Raw genomic sequence first — 19297 nt, 5'->3', positions numbered from 1 at the left:
GATTTTGGTTATAATTCATTGTGCAGCCTCCTGGAATGTTGTTTTTTTGCTGGCCAGCTTAAAACATCATACCAAGGGGCTTATTTCTTTCTCAACTCCGATATTACTTCATAACAGGAATGCTGCCCTCTAGAAGGAAAAAGAGGTATTTTTACTGAAGAAACCAATTCTTGAATAAACAATTAGCATATAATAGCTGGTACATTTGAACAAAACAAGAACTATCTTATATATCCTCCATTATTCAAATCAAATGTTGCCCCTGTGTAATGCTTAGATTTATCTGATAATAAGAAGATAACTGTATCAGCAACATCTTTAGGCATTACAGGTGTATCGATGAGTTGGTGATTTAAATATTCCTCTTTTCTCCAATCAGGTATTGTACCCATCATCGCAGTATTAACCATGGTAGGCGCAACTGCATTAACACGGATGTAAGGCGAGAAATTCATTGCATTACTCTTAGTTAAACCAAGTATGGCAGCTTTTGATATCCCATAAATTGCATCTGAACTGCCTTCTATCCCTGATACTGAAGACATATTCACGACCACTCCCTTACGTTGGTTTTGAAGTAATTTCCTCCCGAACATTTGTGAGAAATAAACACATCCCTTAACGTTTATATCAAGGACTTTATCAATTTCGTCTACCTTATAATCAAGTATATTCTTTGCTAAATAAATCCCTGCATTATTTACTAAACTATCAACATCAGAATGTTCCGTTCTAACATATTCAAAAAACTTGGCAACCTCTTCATACTCACTTACATCTACCTGATATGTATGCAGAACATACTGGTCATCTGTTGACCGTTTTAACTCATGTAGGGAGGATTCATTAATATCACATGCAATTACTGAAGCTCCTTCAAGTAAACATTGTTTAACAATTTCTTTTCCAATTCCAGAAGCCGCACCCGTTATTATTACTTTTCTATTTTTAACCACTAATAAAATCCTCTCACTTTTTTACTTCCTCATTTAATTAGATTTATACAAAAGGAGCATTAATCCTTCTTGGATTAATGTCCCCATTTAACGGAACAATGGACGTAATCCGATCTTCTTGAATTGCGCCTGATTGTTGAAGATCTAAAAAACAATATCATATTCCATCCTTTTCGCCGTTTCTTTAGCTACTTCAGTGCCTAATAATCTTTTTACGATATGAAATGACATATTTATACCTGCTGAAATCCCTCCGGATGTTACTATATTTCCTTCATCTACGAATTTAACCCCATGTTGTACAACGACTTCTGGAAATTCTTTTTTTAGTCTTTCAAGGCTTGACCAATGTGTTGTTGCTTTTTTACCTTTTAGTAAACCTGCTTTTGCTAATAATAAGGACCCCGTACAAACTGAGGTCATTAGTTGCACATTTTCTTTTTCGTTTTCAATCCACTTTATAACATGATCATTATGTATTTCTCTTTCCCTTGCACCTAAACCGCCAGGGATAATTAAGATATCGAATGGAGGCATATTTTCAAAATTAAAGTCTGGTTGTACTTTCAAACCATTTCGAGCACAAATTAAGTTACCTTGTTCTGATATTGTGTTAACAACAAACGGCTTATCACCATTTTCTAAAGTAGTTACTGAAAATACTTCGAATGGACCTGCAAAGTCTAATACTTCTACATCATGAAACAGAAAAATTCCTACTCTCCACTGCTTGGTATTCATTTGGAGCTCCCCTTTATGTTTTCCGTACATTTTACAATGATATTTAGTTTTGCACAATCCCACCGTAATCTGAAGTATATAGAAGGCGACTGCTTATATAGCAATCGCCCCCTTTTCTGGAACAACCGTTTGTCGAGTTTGATTGATGTCAATCTTATCGTATTATTAGGGATATCAAAATACTCGCAATCGCAATAAAAAGTAACCCCCATAATACTACCTTTTTGCCTACTTCACTTTTAAAAAACAAATAAATAAAACCCAAATAGATTGCTGTGTGAGTTAAATAAAATGCTATACCAGAAACTAATTTCTCTGTTGAATAATCGCCAAAAGTAAAATGTAGGATTGTTATTGGAAAAGATATAAATGCGATTAGGTAGTGAACTTGTTTTGTTTCCAATTTACCCCTCCCTAATATTTACCTCTTTTACAATTTACGAATAAAAGAAAATTAAGTTTCCAATGCACAGAACACAACAAGGTGTTCCTCGATTAATCTTTTGTTGACTTAAAACAAATCAGTTCTAATAATTTCACAAAAAAGGGGCATTTCCAATTTCGGAAATGCCCCTTTGTCTTGAAGACTTGATTTCAAGAAAGTTTAACCTTAATAATCTCGAGACCTATTTTGCTAATGGATGCAAATCGTTTTATTTCATGTGTTTGACAAATAAAACTCTATCTTGCCCTTGTCCATCATAATCTGAAAATACGGAAATTCCATCAATTTCTTTGTCTCCATCTTTGATTTCGAATCCCATCTTGGTGTGATATGCAACTGATACTTTGTTTACTGGTGAAGTAACTGCTCTTACTATACTCCGATCTTCTTTTAGTGCAGTCTTATAAAATTCTTCATAAAGTTGTTTACCGATATTATGCTTTCGATAATCAGGATGAACCCCTACAAAGTGTATATAAGCTTCATTTTCATTAGATTGAGACATGAAACCGATTAAAAAACCAATAATTTTTCCGTTTTCTTCTGCAATAAAACTGCTGTTATTAAAGTGATCAAAAAATAGCTTAGGCAGCATATCTGACATTTCCCTGCCACCCCACCATTCGTTTATTAAAGGTGAAAGAACATAATAATCTGAGCTTTTAACGCAGCGAATATCCATTTCTGAATCCTCCTGATTTATTTAACTCTCTTCTGTTATTTTAACCTTATGAAAGGTACGACCTCCTAATGCAGTTATCGCCCCCTTTTCTGGAGGAACGAACACATTCTAATACTTCTGAATTGCACCATTTAATTGAACATCGAAAATCTAAATGAAAATACCAAAACCACTTGATCCAACCAAATAGGGAGTGTTTATATCTGATATAACGAATCATCCTCTATTTTTCTTCAAGCTTTCTAACTTTCTGATCATCAAATCTATCTCACCATTGGTAAGCGAAGGATAGTTATCAATACTTTCTCTCACATCTCTTAATTCTTCTGGTAGTTCCTTAGCGTTTGAAAAGAAAGACGCTACCATTCCAGTAATTACCCCGATCAACCCAATTCCTACAAACATTAGAAAAGAAGCAATTAGCCTTCCCACCGTTGTTACAGGATACAAGTCTCCATATCCAACAGTCGTTAGAGTAACAATTGACCACCAAAGAGCATCCTCAAAGGATTCAAAGTTCGGTTCTACCCACATTGGTATCACACTTAAAAACAGTAAAGCAACCACAAGCATAAATACCCTTCACTTCACCATCAACAGCGAACTTACCAATGTGCCCCCAATCCATTTAAGCTTGTTTACCAGGGAGAGTCTCGTATCTTATGGTTGCTTGATTTTAGATCGTACTCGATAGGGATTTCCCTGCACTTCTTCCTCGCTAATAAAGCCAACCAATTTTTGTTTATCACCATCGATAACACCTGCTCCGTTCAATTTCATCTTGCCATCTTGAAGCTCTATATTTTGTAAAAGAAAGCTTGATTTTGAAGCAATATTAGCAGCTACATCTCCTACTTTCATTAGGGGGATCAAACCCGTGGTGCGCCTGCTATTGTCTGTGATGCCTTTAATATGTTCACTTGGAATTTCTGCATCAACTTTAGCGTCCAATATACTTTGGGCAAAAGTGGTTCGCCTTATCTTAGACGCGCTATATGGCAAGCAGCATTTGTGGCAAGCTTTAATGATCCTGTACTATCACTTTATTATCAGAAATTACGAAAACGTGGGAAAGCTCATGGAACTGCAGTAGGAGCTGTCGCTCGTAAATTAACCCACATCATATTCACGATATTGAGAGATCATCAGCCTTATGTACCTCGCCCTCAAACAAGCAACGACTAATGTTTGTTTATATTTTAATAACCATCAGGCTGAGGTTTATTTGATGTGTCTAAATTTATTAAGTTGAATGTATAAGTTAAAGAATTAACCTGACTTAGTTCCTTGACATTTTATAGCTGGTCTTATCTTGAATACTTGAAATCAAGATAACATTAACCATAAAATCTCAAAATTTGCACTTCTATAGTGATGATCAATCACCACCTGGTTTCCCCAACCAATGATACTCTCAGCCACTTGTCTTTGACGAAGACAAGTGCAAGAATTTATATGTTCAACCCTGTCCATTGCCAATAAGTAAAGTAAAATAGAAGCATAATGAGTATATATAGTGGCATTAGAATGGCGCTAATTTTAAGTAGCTTTCTGGCATCAAATGAAAGCTCGTCTTCTTCATAAAAAATAAGCAATGCTTTCGAACTAACAGGTAATGTAACACAATAATTCATACCAATTAAACTTAAGAATACAACAGTTAAAGAATTAATCCCTATTGATTCACTGAATAGAATCAAGCTTGGAATAAGAATAATGGCACGTGTTGTATGAGAGTGAATGTATAAATGACTCGTAACTGTAACCAGCAAGATCAGACATACAATGATCCATTCTGGGGCATCTACGAACAAGTGAAGTCCATATAACATTTCTCTTTCAATCCAACCCGCCACCCCAGTAACAACTAAAATTTTTCCGAGAGTAGTAGCTGTAGAGACAAATAGAACCAATTGCCAAGATACTGCGTTCACTCCTTGTTTCCAATTGAGAACTCCATATTTTGGAATCATGAAAAGCAATGCACCTGTCATAGCGATGAACCCTATATCGTAACCGTGAATCCCTTGGGTTATCCATGCAAGCATCACCAGGAAAATTAAAATTAACGTCTTTTTTTCTCTTATAACCATCGGTTGTATCCCTAAACTCGTATCCTCACTTGATAATTTTTTAACCTTTTTCTCTGTATTTTTTGGCAATAGCACCCATTTTGTTATAAATAGTGTAATAAGTGTTACTACAAGGGTGAAAGGTACGCCCCATACCAACCACTGAACATAAGAAATAGATTGATTGGTAGTACTTTCAAGTAAACCTACTCCAATTAAATGTGACCCTGCACCTATTAATGTGGCTGATGTACTCATTAATATAATTACAGGTACAATCACCGCCAAAACACTTCGTTCCTCACTAGAATGAAACCTTTCACTGATTTGCTTAATGATCGGCATCGATAGGGCTGCCCGACCCGAGGTAGATGGAATAAAGAATGCAGATATGAATAAAGTTTTCGTTATTAAAAGAATCAGGTTGCTTTTTTGATCAGATGTATTCAATAGATAACGAGTGAAGCGTTCTGCCAGTCCTGACTGTTTAACTGCTTCCCCGATAACAAAAGCACCGATCATTAGCCACACAACCTCCTGAGCTAAGGATTGATATAACAGTTCAGCATCCGATCCGTTCATTAAGACAATACCTACAATGACTGCTACTGCCACAAACCCAGCGGGTATTTTCGTAGTAATCCAAAACGTCATTGCTGATAAAAATGCTACCAAAGAAACTTTCGCCTGATAGTCTAGATCGTCAATAATCATAACGAACAGGGAAAATAGAATATGCACACTTATCATTAGGGATGATTTTTTGGATATTATATTCATCAATTTATGGATCGATTTATTGTTTCTGTTATAGTTGACCAACTCGTCTCTCATTGGAAGCCTCTTTTCTTTTTGCAACTTGTAAGCCGATTGCAATTTTTCTTAGTACAGCTTCGGTGCTTTCTTCAATCCAATGGGGGGCGTTCTCTAGAGCCTCTTTTAACGATGTGGGCTTTTGGGTGATACTTGCATAAGCATCAATACCTGCCCCATAATTCAAGTTTGCTCCTTCACCAATAGCTCCTGCAATAATGATGACAGGCACGTCATATTTTCGAGCAATTCTGCCGACCTCTGCAGGAATTTTCCCATTTGGGGTTTGGTAATCCAAGCTCCCTTCCGCAGTAATAACCACATCTGAGGATGCGATGGCCTGTTCAATGTTAATAAAATTCTTAATAAGATCAAATCTAGAATGTAAGGTTGCACCTGCAAAGGCGAGTAAACCCGCACCTAGCCCGCCGGAGGCACCACCTCCAGGTAGGGATCGAATGTCTATCCCCATTGCCTCTTGAATTAACAAAGCATAATGTTCTAACGCAGATGATAATTGCTCGACTTGTTCTGAGGTAGCCCCTTTTTGAGGACCAAAGACCCTAGCAACCCCTTTTTCTCCGCATAAAATATTCTTCCAATTACATGCTACATCAACCGGAATATGGCTTAAACGCTTATCAAGATTTCTTGTATCAATAAAATCAATTTTTAACAAATCCCTTCCTCCTTTAACGGTCACCATTTGTTGGTCCTTATCGAGAAACTGAACCCCTAATGCCTGTGCCATTCCTGCCCCTCCGTCAGAGATACCTGAATCACCACAACCAATAATAATTTTTTGAACATCTAGGTCGAGTGCATAGGAAATAAGCTCTCCTACACCGTAGGAAGTGGTCTTTAGCGGATTCCTTTGATCAAGGGGAACTAATTTAAATCCAGCAACAGCTGCCATTTCAATCACAGCTGTCTGTTCACCCTTATCATCAAAAATCCCAAAGTAACTTAAAATTTCATTTCCTACAGGTCCTGTCACTTTTTTGTGAATCAACTCTCCACCTTTTATGTCAATAATGGCATTTGCAAATCCTTCCCCGCCATCAATCATAGGTAAAACCTTTACATCAATGGACTTATCAAAGCGTCGAGCACCCTTCCCCATTGCTGTTGCTACTTCCCCCGCATCTAAGCACTCTTTAAATCCCGACGGTATCATAACGACTTTCATCTTAATCTCTCCTTTGAATGTTTTTCTTAATTTGAAAATACTAATTGAAAGTTAGAAGATGGTAAGATGTAAATGAGAAATTAATGAGAGCAGTAGTTTTTCGAAAGATCGCTTCTACTCTTTAAAGGCTTCAAACCCCATTTAAGGCTGGGAAAATGTGTTTATCTAGCTTTTAAATTCACAGAGCACACCCTGAATAAACAGTAATGGCAACCATAAAAAAAAAGACGATTATCCTCTATTGGATAACCGCCCCTATTCTTAAACAAGGTCTAACTCTTTTGTACCTTCTAATTTTTCTACAAGTATGGAACGATTACCTCTTATTGGATAATCGCCCCCTATAACGGAACAATGGACCCAATCCAAGAATTACGCCCTTTAATTAAAGATAAATTATATTATCTCATCAAAATTATCGGCAAACTGTTCTTCTGAAATTACTCGTAAACCGTTTCTTTTGAGTAAAGCAGTTGTAACTCCATTTCCATCAATTTTCTCTCCTATAAATTCACCATTATAAATCACTGAACTTCCACAGGATGGACTATTCTCCTTAAGAACAACTACTGTTGCATTAACATTTTTAGCTTTTTTTAAAGTAGTGTAAGCTCCTTTTATGTATAATTCCGTAACGTCTCTACCTGACTTCTCGACTACTTTAGCTTTCCCATCCAATACATCTTCCCCGTTACCACCTATTATTTCAGCAGGTTCTCTGGGGGTTGAAAATCCACCAAGTAATTCCGGGCATACAGGTATTGCCTTATTCTCTTCTATTAGTTTACTGATCTTATGATCTAAACTATGTGTACCGTCATATCTTACCTCTAACCCTGCTAAACAAGAACTCACTAATATCATTGATAACACCTCAATTTAATAGCACCTTATGATCTTGTACAATTAACTCCCAATTAATTGAATAATTTAAGTTTCGATTTACTCTCTAATAATTCCTTCCTTTTTCCACAATCTTGCCCTTTTGTGGATTAAATATAGGAAGCTCTATTCCAGATAACTGCCCTTTTCTTGAATAACGAGCATCAATCTTATATCTATATATTAACATATTTTTCTAGCGTCCTTTGTTATTCGCATCGAGGACATAAAGCTAGTTTTATATCAAACATCTTATAGAACAAGAAACAACGCAAGTGGTTTTGTATGAAACCACTTGCGTTTTATATGTGAATGGTGTACTTCAAAACAGACCTTTTTTACATTATCCCATCACTAGTCGCTTGCCTTATCGTCTTTCATCAATTTTTTCATATCGATTTTCAACAGCCGGTCCATTGGATAGGTAGTGGTATATCTGTATTTATTTGCGCCGGATTCAAAAACGACATAAAGTTCTTTTTGAATCTCGACAATTCCTTCGGGCATCGGGATTGCTTCGATGCTTTGCCGAGGTTTCGACGTTGCACCATCCAAGAACCAAAGTGGGACTTCTTTTCCATTCACTTCAACAGAATCATGCGGCTCTTCTTTTAGGGGGTATTCATAGCGATATAAGACACTGTCATTTCCTCTTCCATACGAGGTACTTAACGTAATGCCATTATTCGCTTGCTTTTGCACGATTGTACCTTGGACTTTTCCAGTAGTCGATAATACATAATCTGGCGTTGCAATTTGGTCCGGATCACTGTTCCAATGCTCATCTGACAAGTTGTCATTATTGCGTTGAAGATTGTAGCCTACCATCCATGCATAATGCATTTCGCCCTCTCGGTTCTCGATATGATGTGCAGGATCAGTCGGATAAGCGTTTGCTTCATAAAACTCACCAACCCAAAGGATCCCTTCATCGTATACAGTATAGGCTGCATGTACCGGGACAGGTATTTGATTGATGAATTGGATTTCTCCATTATTTTCAGCAGAAACGAGATCGCTAATTTTCATTTGGAACAAGTATTCCTCTGAAGAAATCCATACGTGGTCCCTGCTGACAGTTACTCCTCCAGCATGGCCTGTATATGGCGTACCGTCTGTGTTATATAATAATACAGATTTGACTAATTCTCCGCTGGTTGCATTCGTTACGGTCAAGGTGCCAGGACGACCATCATCCAAATAACTCGCTGTCAGGAGCCAATCTTTTTTCTTATAATAGGTTAGCCCCTGCGGCACGAGATCCTGGACCAATCCTGCTATGACGGGTCCATCTTCACTGATATCCCAAAGACCTTGATACTTAGGATCTTTATGATGTGATGAGCGTTCCTCCTGTGTGATGAATTGATGAGCTGGCGTTACAATTACAGGGATTGATTTTTCCGACTCGTTCCCTGAAGTGTCTTCTGCTGTTATTTCGATTGCATAATCCCTGTTACCGATAAGGGAAGATAAAGTGAATTCAAGGACTGATGGGTCTACAGAAAACTCCAAAGCACCATCCTTGTATATATGATATCGGTACATATCAGATTCTGAATTTTCCTCCCATGTTAATGTAGCTTCACCGTTCCCAGCTGCTAGATTTATATTGGCAGGTACCTCAGGAGAAACGTCATCCTGAACCGGGCGTGCAGGTGCTTGATCCGCGCTGATCCATCCTGGTGTCGGAGTTTGATGCCCACCCAATGTTTCCATTGTCAATGTCCCGTCTTGAGGGTAGCTGAATGTAATTGCTCCTTTTAAAGATACATCCTCACCAGTATAGTTTGCTCTAACCACCTCAAGACCTTCTGGATCGAGTACTGTGACAGTTTGCCCCCCGTTTACTAAGCCACCGATATTATCTAAAATGTGAATGCCATCATCAGCAATATACTTGCTTTCATAGGACATAAAGTAGTTATAATTGAATGCTTCTAATGAGATCGGTTGGATTGCTCCGGTTCTAGTCCAAAAAAGGTGCGTCTCCCATGGATCAATGATTAACGATTCAGTAATTTCTACATCCCAGTTATAAGATTGGATTCGATACCCTTCTAAATCGATAGGTTCCTCGCTATTGTTGTGAATTTCCAGATATTCGAATGCATCATACCCACCATAGTTGTCCGTATTGGGAATCAGTTCTGTGATAAGCAAATCAGGAATCGGAGCATTCTCGCTTGGACCTGAAACCAGTGGATCGGATTTCTCCGACTCATTGCCAACCTGATCAAATGCTGTTATTTCAAACGTGTACTCCCTCCCCAATTCCAACGGGTATACATTAATGCTCTTTTGCTCTGAAGCAACAGTGTCATATACGGTACCATTGATGAATACACGATAGCCAGCAAGATCAGTCTCTGAATTTCCCCTCCATTTTAATTTGATATGATCCACCCCAGCCGTTGCATTAAGACCTAGAGGCTTTGCTGGTGCTTCCGTATCTACAACTTCCTGTGGAGTAGCTTTTATTTCCGTACTGGCTGGTGATTCGTTTGCTTCACTATCAACTGCAGAAACACGGAAAGAATATACTTGATCATTTGTCAAATCATCCATTGTAAATGAATTTGCCTCACTTACCGTGACCGGTTCAGTACTGGTGGAATGATAGATTTTATACTCTAACGCCCCTTCTGAAGGTTCCCAATCAAGCAAAACAGCTTGATCCATAGGGATGACAGATACTCCTGCAGGTACTACTGGTCCTGGCAGCTGCCCAGATTTAAGCTTTCCAGGAGTTGCGGTTTCACCATTACGGATTTTTGTCATTTCTGAAGAACCGCTCTTTTGATAAATGACACTTTGATTGGTAATCCCATCGGCTCCTCCATCGTTGATTAGTGCAGTGCTGAAAGGAACCCCATCAGGTCCAGCAATAGCGACCTTTCGTAAAGAACTGTCATGTAACCCTTGCCCGGATGTCGTCAACGCTACTTCAAAAACTTGATCTCGACTCAATAAGACATTGTAATTCGAGTTGAAATCCCACAGAGGGACATCCGGATTATTGTATTTCTTCAACCAAAGTACAAGGGTATCCCGGGCTTTAATCGTTTTATTGGAAATACCCCAACGATTAGCAGGATTCCCATCAACATTAGTAAAATACTGAAGTTCATAGTCTTCTAAATCAATATCTCTAGAGGTATCATTATAAATCTCAACATACTCATAAGCCTGTCCTGCTCCATCCGATTTGACTACGATTTCCGAAATTAGTAAAGATGGTTCTCCTTCTACCGCACTTGATTTTAGAACAGGAGCAAATGAAAGGAAACTGCCCATCATCATTATGATTACAACCGAATACAAAAGCCATTTACGGTAATACTCCTTCATACACATCCTCCTTGTTTTTAATGCTTGATCCCCATTCTGAAAAGTCGCCCATACGCACATAGAACCCCATGACGGTTAATGTATTACAATTGGCTGTAATACCGATTAACGTCACAGGGTTCTCCTCTTCTCTACCTGAAGACTATCTTCTCTATTTAATTACCTATAATTTTACAACAGCTAAAGTTTTACGGCAATGAATATACGGAATTTTCAGAATAAAACTATTCTAAAGTCCTATAGTTCCAGATTCCACAATTTCGGATCTCCAGAAGAGATAGCAAGCGCCCCCGCCCTCAATCCATTTAAAATTTCTTCTTTATTGCTTACTAATCCACCGGCAATGATCGGCAGGTCTGTCTGTCTTGTCAATTCATCGATTACTGTTGGCATCAACCCTGGTAAAACTTCGATTGCGTCAGGCTTACAATTATGCGCAATTTCAATTCCTTTTTTCAACGCATTACGATCAATGAGGAACAAGCGTTGGATTGTCATCAATCCTTCCTCTTTTGCATATTTGATCAGATTGCTCTTCGTCGTGATAATCCCCATGGGCTTCCAGATTTTCGCTATATATGTAATCGCACTTCTCGTATTCGAAAGACCTTCAATGAAATCGGTATGTACAAACGTCATTTTCCCTGCTTCCTTCAATTGATCGATATACCCTTTTGTAGTGATGATATCCCCGGTCAGCAAGAATGAAATGTTTGAATTTGAACTGATTGCACTCTTTAGATCTTCTTCTTTCTTTATTGAGGAAATGACTTGTGATTGGACAATATCTACTATGTTAGGCAACCTTCTTCCCCCTTATGTAATTGCTTTGGTAAATTCTGTTGTTGATTTTAAGTGAAATTCACGACACTCCTGCGGGAAAAGCAAGCCAGGCGAGACCCCATACAGAATTAAGGACCTTCGACTATAATAATGAACTTCAACTAAATACCACCACGTCCTATGGTGAACGTCGAAGTCAGTACACCCTTTACAAGTACGTCCTTTGGTGAACGTCGAAGCCACCACATCCTGTGGAAGTGAGGAGGCTTGCGGAAGTGGGTTAATACAGGGAAGTGATGTCTAGCTCAGCGACCTGTCACTTGGATCACTTCAAACTTCCTGCGGCGGCAACACATTGATTGACATCTTTATGAGTGAGCCCACGCAGAACCAAGTCTTTGTTTGGTTCGAGCCTCCTCGTCAGTCTTCCAGCGACCTACGTGACTAAGCAGGTCGCTTCCGCTTTTCGTTCGCCCGCGGAAAGGGAGTGATTTTCGTAGAAATCAGCAATTTAGAAAATTATGAAATCTATTCGATTATAACATATTCAAATTCTACAGTATTTTCTAGAACAGTGGTTCTGGTGTCCGTTCATTTATCCTCTATTTTATATCTACAAGGAAAGCTTCTAAGAATTCTCATCGCAGCCACGATGACATTTTTATATTGAGATCTTGTGTAATTAAGGGGGCGCTATCAAAACTAAAACATTTCCAAAAACTCCTTCCCACTTTCAAAAATCAATATTGTTATCCGATTATGGAAGAAAAACAGAATAATCAGGACCTAAAAAGGATGGATTTGTTCATAAAAGGTTCAGGTTGCACATTAATAAGGGAAAATGATGGGTCAACTAAAGTGTTATTCTGATTTATCTCCAAAAATCAGATGAAAATTACAAAAATTTGAAATTACCTACAAGAATGAGGTACGTATCTACAAAAATCCGAAATGATCTACAAAAACAAGATTTTATCTACAAACAAAAAAATATTCCTCTGTCATAAAACTACTATGTCAAAGTACTGTGGTAGACCTATATTTTATTCTTTTATATCTAAAAAGACCTGCTGTTGTGAATAACAGCAGACCTTCAAAATACACACTTATTTAGGTTTTACATGTTTGTTTTGAAAGGCGGCAATTGCTTCATATTCATCCGTCAGCTTTCTCGAGACTCGGATGAATATCGGCATCAGCTCATTATAGATTTCTGTAAGTTCAGGGTCAGGTGTATGCTGATGAACCGAGCCGACCATTGTTTTCACATGCTCTAAAGAATCGATTTTCCCTTGTGCATACATCCCTAGAATCACTGCTCCAAGACATGAGCTTTCATGACTTTCAGGGACGAAGACTTCCTGATCAAATATATCAGCAAGCATTTGCCTCCATAATTCTGAACGTGCGAAGCCCCCTGTCGCCTGGATCCTTTTCGGCATGCCGATCAATTCTTTCAAGGCAAGCATAACCGAATGCAGATTGAACACGATTCCCTCTAATACAGCTCGGATCATGTGTTCTTTTCCGTGATGTAAAGCAAGTCCGAAGAATGACCCTCTTGCATTTGCATTCCATAGCGGTGCCCGTTCCCCGCTCAAATATGGATGGAACAGCAAGCCATCAGCTCCCGGCCTCACATTCGCAGCAATTCCAGTCAACACTTCGTATGGATCAATGCCAAGACGTCTTGCCGACTCGATCTCGGCCCCACATATTTCATCCCTCAACCACCGGAATGTCATTCCTCCGTTATTGACCGGCCCACCGATTATCCATAAATCCTCTGTGAGTGCATAACAGAATGTGCGTCCTTTAGGGTCGGTCACTGGTGCTTTTGCTGCCGTTCTGATCGCCCCACTTGTCCCGATCGTAACCGCTACAGCCCCTGGTTCGATCGCATTTACTCCCAGGTTGGATAACACGCCGTCACTTGCCCCGACAATGAATGGAGTGGATGGATCGATGCCAAGAACCTTTGCATATTTTTCATCAATCCCATCGATCGACTTTGTAGTCCGTACTGGTTCAGATAGCTGAGCTGCTGTTATACCAGCAACTTCCAGGGCTTCCGCATCCCAGGCCAGACTTTCCAGATTGAAAAGACCTGTAGCCGATGCAATGGAATGGTCAACAATGAATACATTGAATAACTTTTTAAAAACATACTCTTTTATTGAAATGAATTTCGCTGTCTTCTCAAATAGCTCTGTATATTCTTCTTTCAGCCACATCAGCTTCACAAGTGGCGACATCGGATGGATGGGTGTACCCGTCCTTCTGTAAATGTCATGCCCTGTAGAGCTAGCCTTCAATTTTTCTGCCCAATTTGAGCTTCGTGTATCCGCCCATGTGATGCATTCCGTAAGCGGGGATCCGATTTCATCGACAGCAATCAAACTATGCATGGCGGAACTGAACGAAATGAACCCAATCTTATTACCATCTATTTCACTTTTTTCTATAGCTGTTCGGATGCTCATCAACACAGCCTGAAAGATTTCTTCTGGATCCTGTACAGCAGCCGATACCTCAGAGGTGTGCAAAGGGTATTCCACATTGTGTAATCCCTTGACTTCACCTGTTGCATCATATACGACCGCTTTTGTACTGGTTGTACCTATGTCGACTCCTACATACCATTCTTGTTGCATGATTAAAAACGTCCTTTCAGTTCCATTAAATGAAGATTCCGATTGTGAAGGCGACTGCAAATCCGACAAGTGCAATAAGTGTCTCCATCACTGTCCATGAGCGTAATGTATCTTTCACATCCAGACCAAAATAGCGATTGACGAGCCAGAAACCACTGTCATTAACGTGGGATAAAATCGTTGCGCCAGCTGCAATGGAGATGACCATAAGTCCAAGCACCGGCCCTCCTAATCCTAGTGAATCGATGATCGGTGACATGATTCCTGCAGCAGTGATCATTGAAACAGTTGCGGAACCTTGTGCAACACGTACGAATGAAGCAATAAGAAATGCTAGCAGTAGTGGCGGTAATGATGATCCAGCCATCATTTCACCTAATACATCCCCTACACCTGAATCAATAAGGATTTGTTTGAAGACTCCACCTGCACCGGTTACAAGAATGATGATACCTGCTGGTTCAAGGGCTTTTGTTGCAATCTGTTGCACTTCTTCCTTCGAATACCCTTTTCGGATTCCAAGAATATAAAACGCAAGCACTGTTGCGATGATCAGTGCGACAAATGGATGCCCTAAGAACGTCAAGAATTCACGTACATCATTTCCTTCAGGAAGTAGTAGCCCTGAAAACGTATTCAAAAGGATCAATACGAGTGGAATCAGAATCAGACTCGCTACTGTGCCAAAACCAGGCAGCTCGCGATCATAGTGTCTTTCTTCAAGTTCAATATATTCTGGAACTTTGACATGAATCTTTTTCGCAATATACTTACCAAAGATCGGTCCGGCAATGATCATAGCAGGAAGACCTGCAAGGATACCGAACAAGATGACCCAACCGATATCTGCTCCGACTAGTTCAGCAACCGCAATCGGACCTGGAGTCGGTGGGACAAAGCTATGTGTTACCGCAAGACCAGCAAGCAATGGAATTCCATAGAATAAGAGCGATTTCCCTGTTTTCTTTGCCAATCCGTATACAATAGGAACTAAAATGATGAAACCAACATCGAAGAATACTGGAATGGCGACAATGAAACCTGTGACACTCAACGCCCATTGCGCTCTGCTCTCTCCAAATTTTTTGATAAGAGTTTGGGCAAGACGTTCTGCTCCACCGGATACCTCGAGCATCTGTCCGAACATCGCTCCAAGCCCGACGACAACGGCTACGAAACCTAACGTGCCACCCATCCCTTCTTGAATCGAACCGATTATATCACTTAATTTCATGTCAGCGCCGATTCCTACCAGAATACTGACAATCAATAGCGCTACAAATGCTTGAAGCTTCGTTCTCATGACTAAGAATAGTAAAACGATGATACCTAATAATGCGACTAAAATTAATCCTGCTCCTGACATCTCCATTTCCCCCAATCGAAAATTTATTTTTTCACGACATCGTGTCCGCCAAACTCATTTCGTAGAGCAGCGACAACTTTACCTGCAAACGTATCTTCTTCTAAAGAACGGTACCGCATCATCAATGAAAGTGCGATAACGGGTGCAGCTGTTTGAAGATCAAGTGCTGTTTCCACCGTCCATTTCCCTTCACCTGAAGAGTGCATGACACCTCGGATATCCTCGAGCTTTTCATCTTTCGAAAATGCATTTTCAGTAAGTTCCATGAGCCATGAACGAATGACAGATCCGTTGTTCCAAACTCTCGATACACCTTCGTAGTCGTAATCGAATGGACTTTTTTCAAGGATATCGAACCCTTCAGCGATCGCTTGCATCATACCGTATTCGATTCCGTTATGGATCATCTTCAAGAAGTGACCGCTACCGGATTTCCCTGTGTAAAGAAAGCCATTTTCAACTGTAACTTCATCAAAGACAGCTTCCAATCGTTTGAACGCGGTTTCATTCCCGCCGACCATCATGCAAGCACCGTTTCTTGCTCCGCCGACACCACCGCTTGTGCCCACATCTAAGAAATGGATGCCCTTCTCGCTTAATGCTTCAGCCCTTTTTACAGATTCCTTGTAATTCGTGTTTCCACCATCAATGATGATGTCTTCCGGATCCAGCAATTCACCTAATTCAGAAATGACAGATTCCGTAATTTCTCCAGCTGGAACCATGATCCAGACCGCTCGTGGTTTTACAAGGTTTTCAACCAGTTCCTTTATAGAAGCATGTCCTTGACCACCTTCTTCTTCAAAAGACTCAAGAGTTGATGCGTTCACATCAAAAGCGTGTACATTATGGTTGTGGTCAATCAGATTCAAACCGAGGTTGTACCCCATTTTCCCGAGACCGATCAAACCTATTTGCATATTAAAACCTCCAGTGATAAATTATGAATGACTTACGATGAAAAAATATTTCTTTTGTCACTAATTATACAAAAATATTTTTTCTTTTCAACCGCTTTCATGAAATTTTTTTTCGTATTATAATGGTATATAATAATAATAGTAGTTTTGAAAGGAGAACGACTTTGAGTAAAGATCAACAGCAGCAACAGCATTGTATTCCGAGAATCCGCTCGTTTTATAACAGATTCAGTGAAAAAGAAAAGATGATCGCTGATTATATTTTGAACAATCCAGAGCACATCATCCATTCGACGATCAGTCAAATAGCCGATGATCTGCAAGTTGCTGAAGCAACCGTTTTCCGCTTTTGCAAACGAATCGGATTTAAAGGCTATCAAGCCATGAAGATTGCGCTAGCTTCTGAAATTGTAAACCCCGTCAAGGACATCCATGAAACCATTAACGAAACAGATAATGAGAAAGAGGTTGCACAAAAAATATTCCGGTCAAATATTAGGACGCTCGAGGAGACCTCTCACATATTAGAACAGGAACACTATAATAGGGCAGTTGAATTGATAATTGGTGCTAGAAAAGTGGAGTTCTACGGGAATGGAGGTTCGGGGATCGTTGCGATGGATGCCCATCATAAGTTCTTGCGAAGCGGGATCCAAACAGCCGCCTATTCGGATTCACATCTACAGCTGATGGCGGCATCCCAACTGACAGACCAGGACGTCATCATGTTCATTTCCCATTCAGGGACGAATAAGGACTTGTTGGATGTATTGGAAGTTGCCCAACAGAATAGGGTGAAGACGATCGGGATCACTACGCTTGCTAAGTCTCCTTTAGGACAGAAAGTCGATGTTCCACTTTACACGACATCGGAAGAAACGGACTATCGCTCAGAAGCATTGGCTTCGCGGATTGCACAGCTGAGTATCATTGATGCCTTATTTGTGAATGTGATGATGAAAACGAAGGAAACGTCACAGGAATCATTGAATAAGATGAGGAAAGCAGTGGCTGTGAAACGGATTTAAACACCAAAAAGAGCTGATCCAATTGATGTTTGGATCAGCCCTTATTGTTTTAAATGGTCTTTTGAAAGCATAATGGACACCAGAGCCGTTATTTTGGGAAAATATGCGGTATTTCAGAATTTAGTGGACACGAGAGTCGTTATTTGTCTCAAAATCCTTTGATTGTGAGCAAATTTACTATAATAAGGTCTCTGGTGTCCGCTATTTTTAATAATCAACGAATTTTTGGAAAATAAGGTCTCCTGTGTCCGTTAGCGATTTTTCCGAAACTGTTTCAGCTAGGAGTCTCGAAGACTACACATAGGCAAAGCACTTATAGAATAACCACTTCTCATTCATTCTTCCGATAGTGTTTTTCACTTGATGAATCATCTTTGGATTTATGTTTCTTCTTTTCTTCTCTAATTTCTTGTTTCTGATCTTCCACAGGCATCGGATCTACTGTCTCATCTTCATGAAGCGTATGATCCGGCTCCTTTTTATTGGGGCTTTTTTTGTCGCGCTTATCAGAACTCATAGGATTACCTCCTTTTACCACTACATTTCCGTTCTGTCGATGTTTCAAACGTCCACATTCATTTTATCCATGTAATTAAACTTATTACTTTCTATAATATATCAGTTAGTTCGGTATCTGAATAAATCGAAATCAAGACAATCGCTTTCTTATCTCCGGTGTTTCTCACGAAATGCGGAACACTTGCATTCCAACTGAAAGAATCACCTTCTTCTACAATGACGGAATCTTCCCCTTGTTCAGCCAGAACCTTTCCTTCTAATACGAGATGGCATTCTTCTCCTTCATGAGAATGAGGTTCTCCGATGGAGGCACCAGGCGGAAATTCTACAATCATCATCCTAAGTCCGCCCTTTGAAGTCAAATGTTCAATCTTCAAGTTATTATAAGAAGAGCTGTTTCTTCCATCTTTCCGTACAACACGCATATGTTGTTTCTTCTCTAGCAGCAAGTAAGGTAGAGGAACACTCAGAAAACCTGCGATTGTGCTGAGTGTACTGATGGATGGCGATGTGTTATTGTTTTCAACATTGCTTAAGAACCCTTTGGAGAGGCCTGTCCCCTCGGACATTTGAGCAATGGTGATTTTCTTTCTGTTTCTTATTGAGCGAATCTTTGTACCAATATCCAACTTAATCACCTCTAAAGTTTCCATTTAAAAAACTTATTTCTATATTAGCAAATAAAGATTTGACAATCCACTACAGTTATTGTTATCTTATAAGTAATTATTATTCATATAAATAAACAATTCCGCATTTTTTGCCCCCTTTGTTTACTAATAAGGATATTTTATTTTTATATGAATATTCCCACTATGCACAAGTACCTAATTTTGACCTTTCTAGCAGGTCATATTGTTTCATTAAAGAATCTCAAGGTAATTCAGAAGGCTGCG

At 39.4% G+C, this 19297-nt stretch carries 18 protein-coding genes and 1 pseudogene; 2 read left to right on the top strand and 17 right to left on the bottom strand.

Annotated features, from left to right (window positions below; genetic code table 11):
* Positions 1 to 221: 221 nt before the first annotated feature.
* From KOL94_RS22525 to KOL94_RS22500, 6 genes are all read right to left on the bottom strand, one after another.
* Positions 222 to 956: an SDR family NAD(P)-dependent oxidoreductase gene (locus KOL94_RS22525; RefSeq protein WP_221568912.1), complete on the bottom strand. Its 735-nt coding sequence runs from the start codon at positions 954 to 956 to the stop codon at positions 222 to 224.
* Positions 957 to 1100: 144 nt separating this feature from the next.
* Entirely contained in the window at positions 1101 to 1697 is a 597-nt protein-coding gene (locus tag KOL94_RS22520) for a DJ-1/PfpI family protein (RefSeq protein ID WP_221568911.1), read from the bottom strand.
* A gap of 154 nt (positions 1698 to 1851) precedes the next feature.
* Positions 1852 to 2100: a hypothetical protein gene (locus tag KOL94_RS22515; RefSeq protein ID WP_221568910.1), complete on the bottom strand. Its 249-nt coding sequence runs from the start codon at positions 2098 to 2100 to the stop codon at positions 1852 to 1854.
* 250 nt (positions 2101 to 2350) lie between these two features.
* A complete protein-coding gene (locus tag KOL94_RS22510) occupies positions 2351 to 2824 on the bottom strand; it encodes a GNAT family N-acetyltransferase (protein WP_221568909.1) in 474 nt (157 codons plus the stop codon).
* A 216-nt stretch (positions 2825 to 3040) separates the two neighbouring features.
* Positions 3041 to 3397, bottom strand: a complete 357-nt coding sequence (locus KOL94_RS22505) for a potassium channel family protein (RefSeq protein ID WP_260412610.1) — start codon at positions 3395 to 3397, stop codon at positions 3041 to 3043.
* Between the two features lie 87 nt (positions 3398 to 3484).
* Positions 3485 to 3775 carry a Ger(x)C family spore germination protein gene (locus KOL94_RS22500; protein WP_221568907.1) on the bottom strand — a complete coding sequence of 97 codons (291 nt, stop codon included), beginning with the start codon at positions 3773 to 3775 and terminating at the stop codon, positions 3485 to 3487.
* 6 nt (positions 3776 to 3781) lie between these two features.
* On the opposite strand from KOL94_RS22500, the pseudogene KOL94_RS25940 reads away from it, so the two are divergent.
* A pseudogene (locus tag KOL94_RS25940) lies at positions 3782 to 4009 on the top strand (IS110 family transposase); the annotation flags it as partial.
* Positions 4010 to 4275: 266 nt separating this feature from the next.
* Here the strand turns inward: KOL94_RS25940 and KOL94_RS22495 are convergent.
* The 9 genes from KOL94_RS22495 to gnd all read right to left on the bottom strand — a co-directional run bounded on the left by KOL94_RS22495 (position 4276) and on the right by gnd (position 16854).
* Entirely contained in the window at positions 4276 to 5676 is a 1401-nt protein-coding gene (locus KOL94_RS22495) for an SLC13 family permease (protein ID WP_260412616.1), read from the bottom strand.
* A gap of 28 nt (positions 5677 to 5704) precedes the next feature.
* Positions 5705 to 6898 (bottom strand): glycerate kinase family protein, encoded by a 1194-nt coding sequence (locus KOL94_RS22490; protein ID WP_221568905.1) that lies wholly within the window; start codon positions 6896 to 6898, stop codon positions 5705 to 5707.
* A gap of 396 nt (positions 6899 to 7294) precedes the next feature.
* Entirely contained in the window at positions 7295 to 7762 is a 468-nt protein-coding gene (locus KOL94_RS22485) for a 2-thiouracil desulfurase family protein (RefSeq protein WP_221568904.1), read from the bottom strand.
* A gap of 372 nt (positions 7763 to 8134) precedes the next feature.
* Positions 8135 to 11131 (bottom strand): lamin tail domain-containing protein, encoded by a 2997-nt coding sequence (locus KOL94_RS22480; protein WP_221568903.1) that lies wholly within the window; start codon positions 11129 to 11131, stop codon positions 8135 to 8137.
* The gene (locus KOL94_RS25495; protein ID WP_260412609.1) at positions 11112 to 11246 is read right to left on the bottom strand and encodes a hypothetical protein; all 135 of its coding nucleotides are present in this window, start codon (positions 11244 to 11246) and stop codon (positions 11112 to 11114) included. Before KOL94_RS25495 ends, KOL94_RS22480 begins: the two co-directional genes overlap by 20 nt.
* Positions 11247 to 11368: 122 nt before the next feature.
* Positions 11369 to 11935 carry a glycerol-3-phosphate responsive antiterminator gene (locus KOL94_RS22475; RefSeq protein WP_221568902.1) on the bottom strand — a complete coding sequence of 189 codons (567 nt, stop codon included), beginning with the start codon at positions 11933 to 11935 and terminating at the stop codon, positions 11369 to 11371.
* A gap of 1085 nt (positions 11936 to 13020) precedes the next feature.
* Positions 13021 to 14568, bottom strand: a complete 1548-nt coding sequence (gntK, locus tag KOL94_RS22470) for a gluconokinase (RefSeq protein WP_221568901.1) — start codon at positions 14566 to 14568, stop codon at positions 13021 to 13023.
* Between the two features lie 25 nt (positions 14569 to 14593).
* Positions 14594 to 15934, bottom strand: a complete 1341-nt coding sequence (locus tag KOL94_RS22465) for a GntT/GntP/DsdX family permease (protein ID WP_221568900.1) — start codon at positions 15932 to 15934, stop codon at positions 14594 to 14596.
* 23 nt (positions 15935 to 15957) lie between these two features.
* Positions 15958 to 16854 (bottom strand): phosphogluconate dehydrogenase (NAD(+)-dependent, decarboxylating), encoded by an 897-nt coding sequence (gene gnd, locus KOL94_RS22460; RefSeq protein WP_221568899.1) that lies wholly within the window; start codon positions 16852 to 16854, stop codon positions 15958 to 15960.
* Between the two features lie 164 nt (positions 16855 to 17018).
* Here gnd and KOL94_RS22455 point away from each other — a divergent pair, with 164 nt between their 5' ends.
* Positions 17019 to 17882, top strand: coding sequence for a MurR/RpiR family transcriptional regulator (locus KOL94_RS22455; RefSeq protein WP_260412608.1), 864 nt, complete (start codon positions 17019 to 17021; stop codon positions 17880 to 17882).
* 331 nt (positions 17883 to 18213) lie between these two features.
* On the opposite strand, the gene KOL94_RS22450 is transcribed toward KOL94_RS22455, so the two are convergent.
* Entirely contained in the window at positions 18214 to 18399 is a 186-nt protein-coding gene (locus KOL94_RS22450; protein ID WP_221568897.1) for a hypothetical protein, read from the bottom strand.
* A gap of 91 nt (positions 18400 to 18490) precedes the next feature.
* Positions 18491 to 19030, bottom strand: a complete 540-nt coding sequence (locus KOL94_RS22445) for a helix-turn-helix domain-containing protein (RefSeq protein ID WP_221568896.1) — start codon at positions 19028 to 19030, stop codon at positions 18491 to 18493.
* Positions 19031 to 19297: the final 267 nt, after the last annotated feature.

Source organism: Alkalihalobacillus sp. TS-13 (genome assembly GCF_019720915.1).
In the GTDB taxonomy this organism is placed as follows: domain Bacteria; phylum Bacillota; class Bacilli; order Bacillales; family Fictibacillaceae; genus Pseudalkalibacillus.
Note: the sequence above shows the minus strand (reverse complement) of the source record. Positions and strands in the feature narration are given on the sequence as shown.

Excerpts from the sequence above, each read along its gene's own strand:
- KOL94_RS22520 (WP_221568911.1), bottom strand. The coding sequence starts at position 1,697 with ATGAATACCAAGCAGTGGAGAGTAGGAATTTTTCTGTTTCATGATGTA.
- KOL94_RS22510 (WP_221568909.1), bottom strand. The coding sequence starts at position 2,824 with ATGGATATTCGCTGCGTTAAAAGCTCAGATTATTATGTTCTTTCACCT.
- KOL94_RS22505 (WP_260412610.1), bottom strand. The coding sequence starts at position 3,397 with ATGCTTGTGGTTGCTTTACTGTTTTTAAGTGTGATACCAATGTGGGTA.
- KOL94_RS22495 (WP_260412616.1), bottom strand. The coding sequence starts at position 5,676 with ATGAATATAATATCCAAAAAATCATCCCTAATGATAAGTGTGCATATT.
- KOL94_RS22490 (WP_221568905.1), bottom strand. The coding sequence starts at position 6,898 with ATGAAAGTCGTTATGATACCGTCGGGATTTAAAGAGTGCTTAGATGCG.
- KOL94_RS22485 (WP_221568904.1), bottom strand. The coding sequence starts at position 7,762 with ATGATATTAGTGAGTTCTTGTTTAGCAGGGTTAGAGGTAAGATATGAC.
- KOL94_RS22480 (WP_221568903.1), bottom strand. The coding sequence starts at position 11,131 with ATGAAGGAGTATTACCGTAAATGGCTTTTGTATTCGGTTGTAATCATA.
- gntK (WP_221568901.1), bottom strand. The coding sequence starts at position 14,568 with ATGCAACAAGAATGGTATGTAGGAGTCGACATAGGTACAACCAGTACA.
- KOL94_RS22465 (WP_221568900.1), bottom strand. The coding sequence starts at position 15,934 with ATGTCAGGAGCAGGATTAATTTTAGTCGCATTATTAGGTATCATCGTT.
- gnd (WP_221568899.1), bottom strand. The coding sequence starts at position 16,854 with ATGCAAATAGGTTTGATCGGTCTCGGGAAAATGGGGTACAACCTCGGT.
- KOL94_RS22450 (WP_221568897.1), bottom strand. The coding sequence starts at position 18,399 with ATGAGTTCTGATAAGCGCGACAAAAAAAGCCCCAATAAAAAGGAGCCG.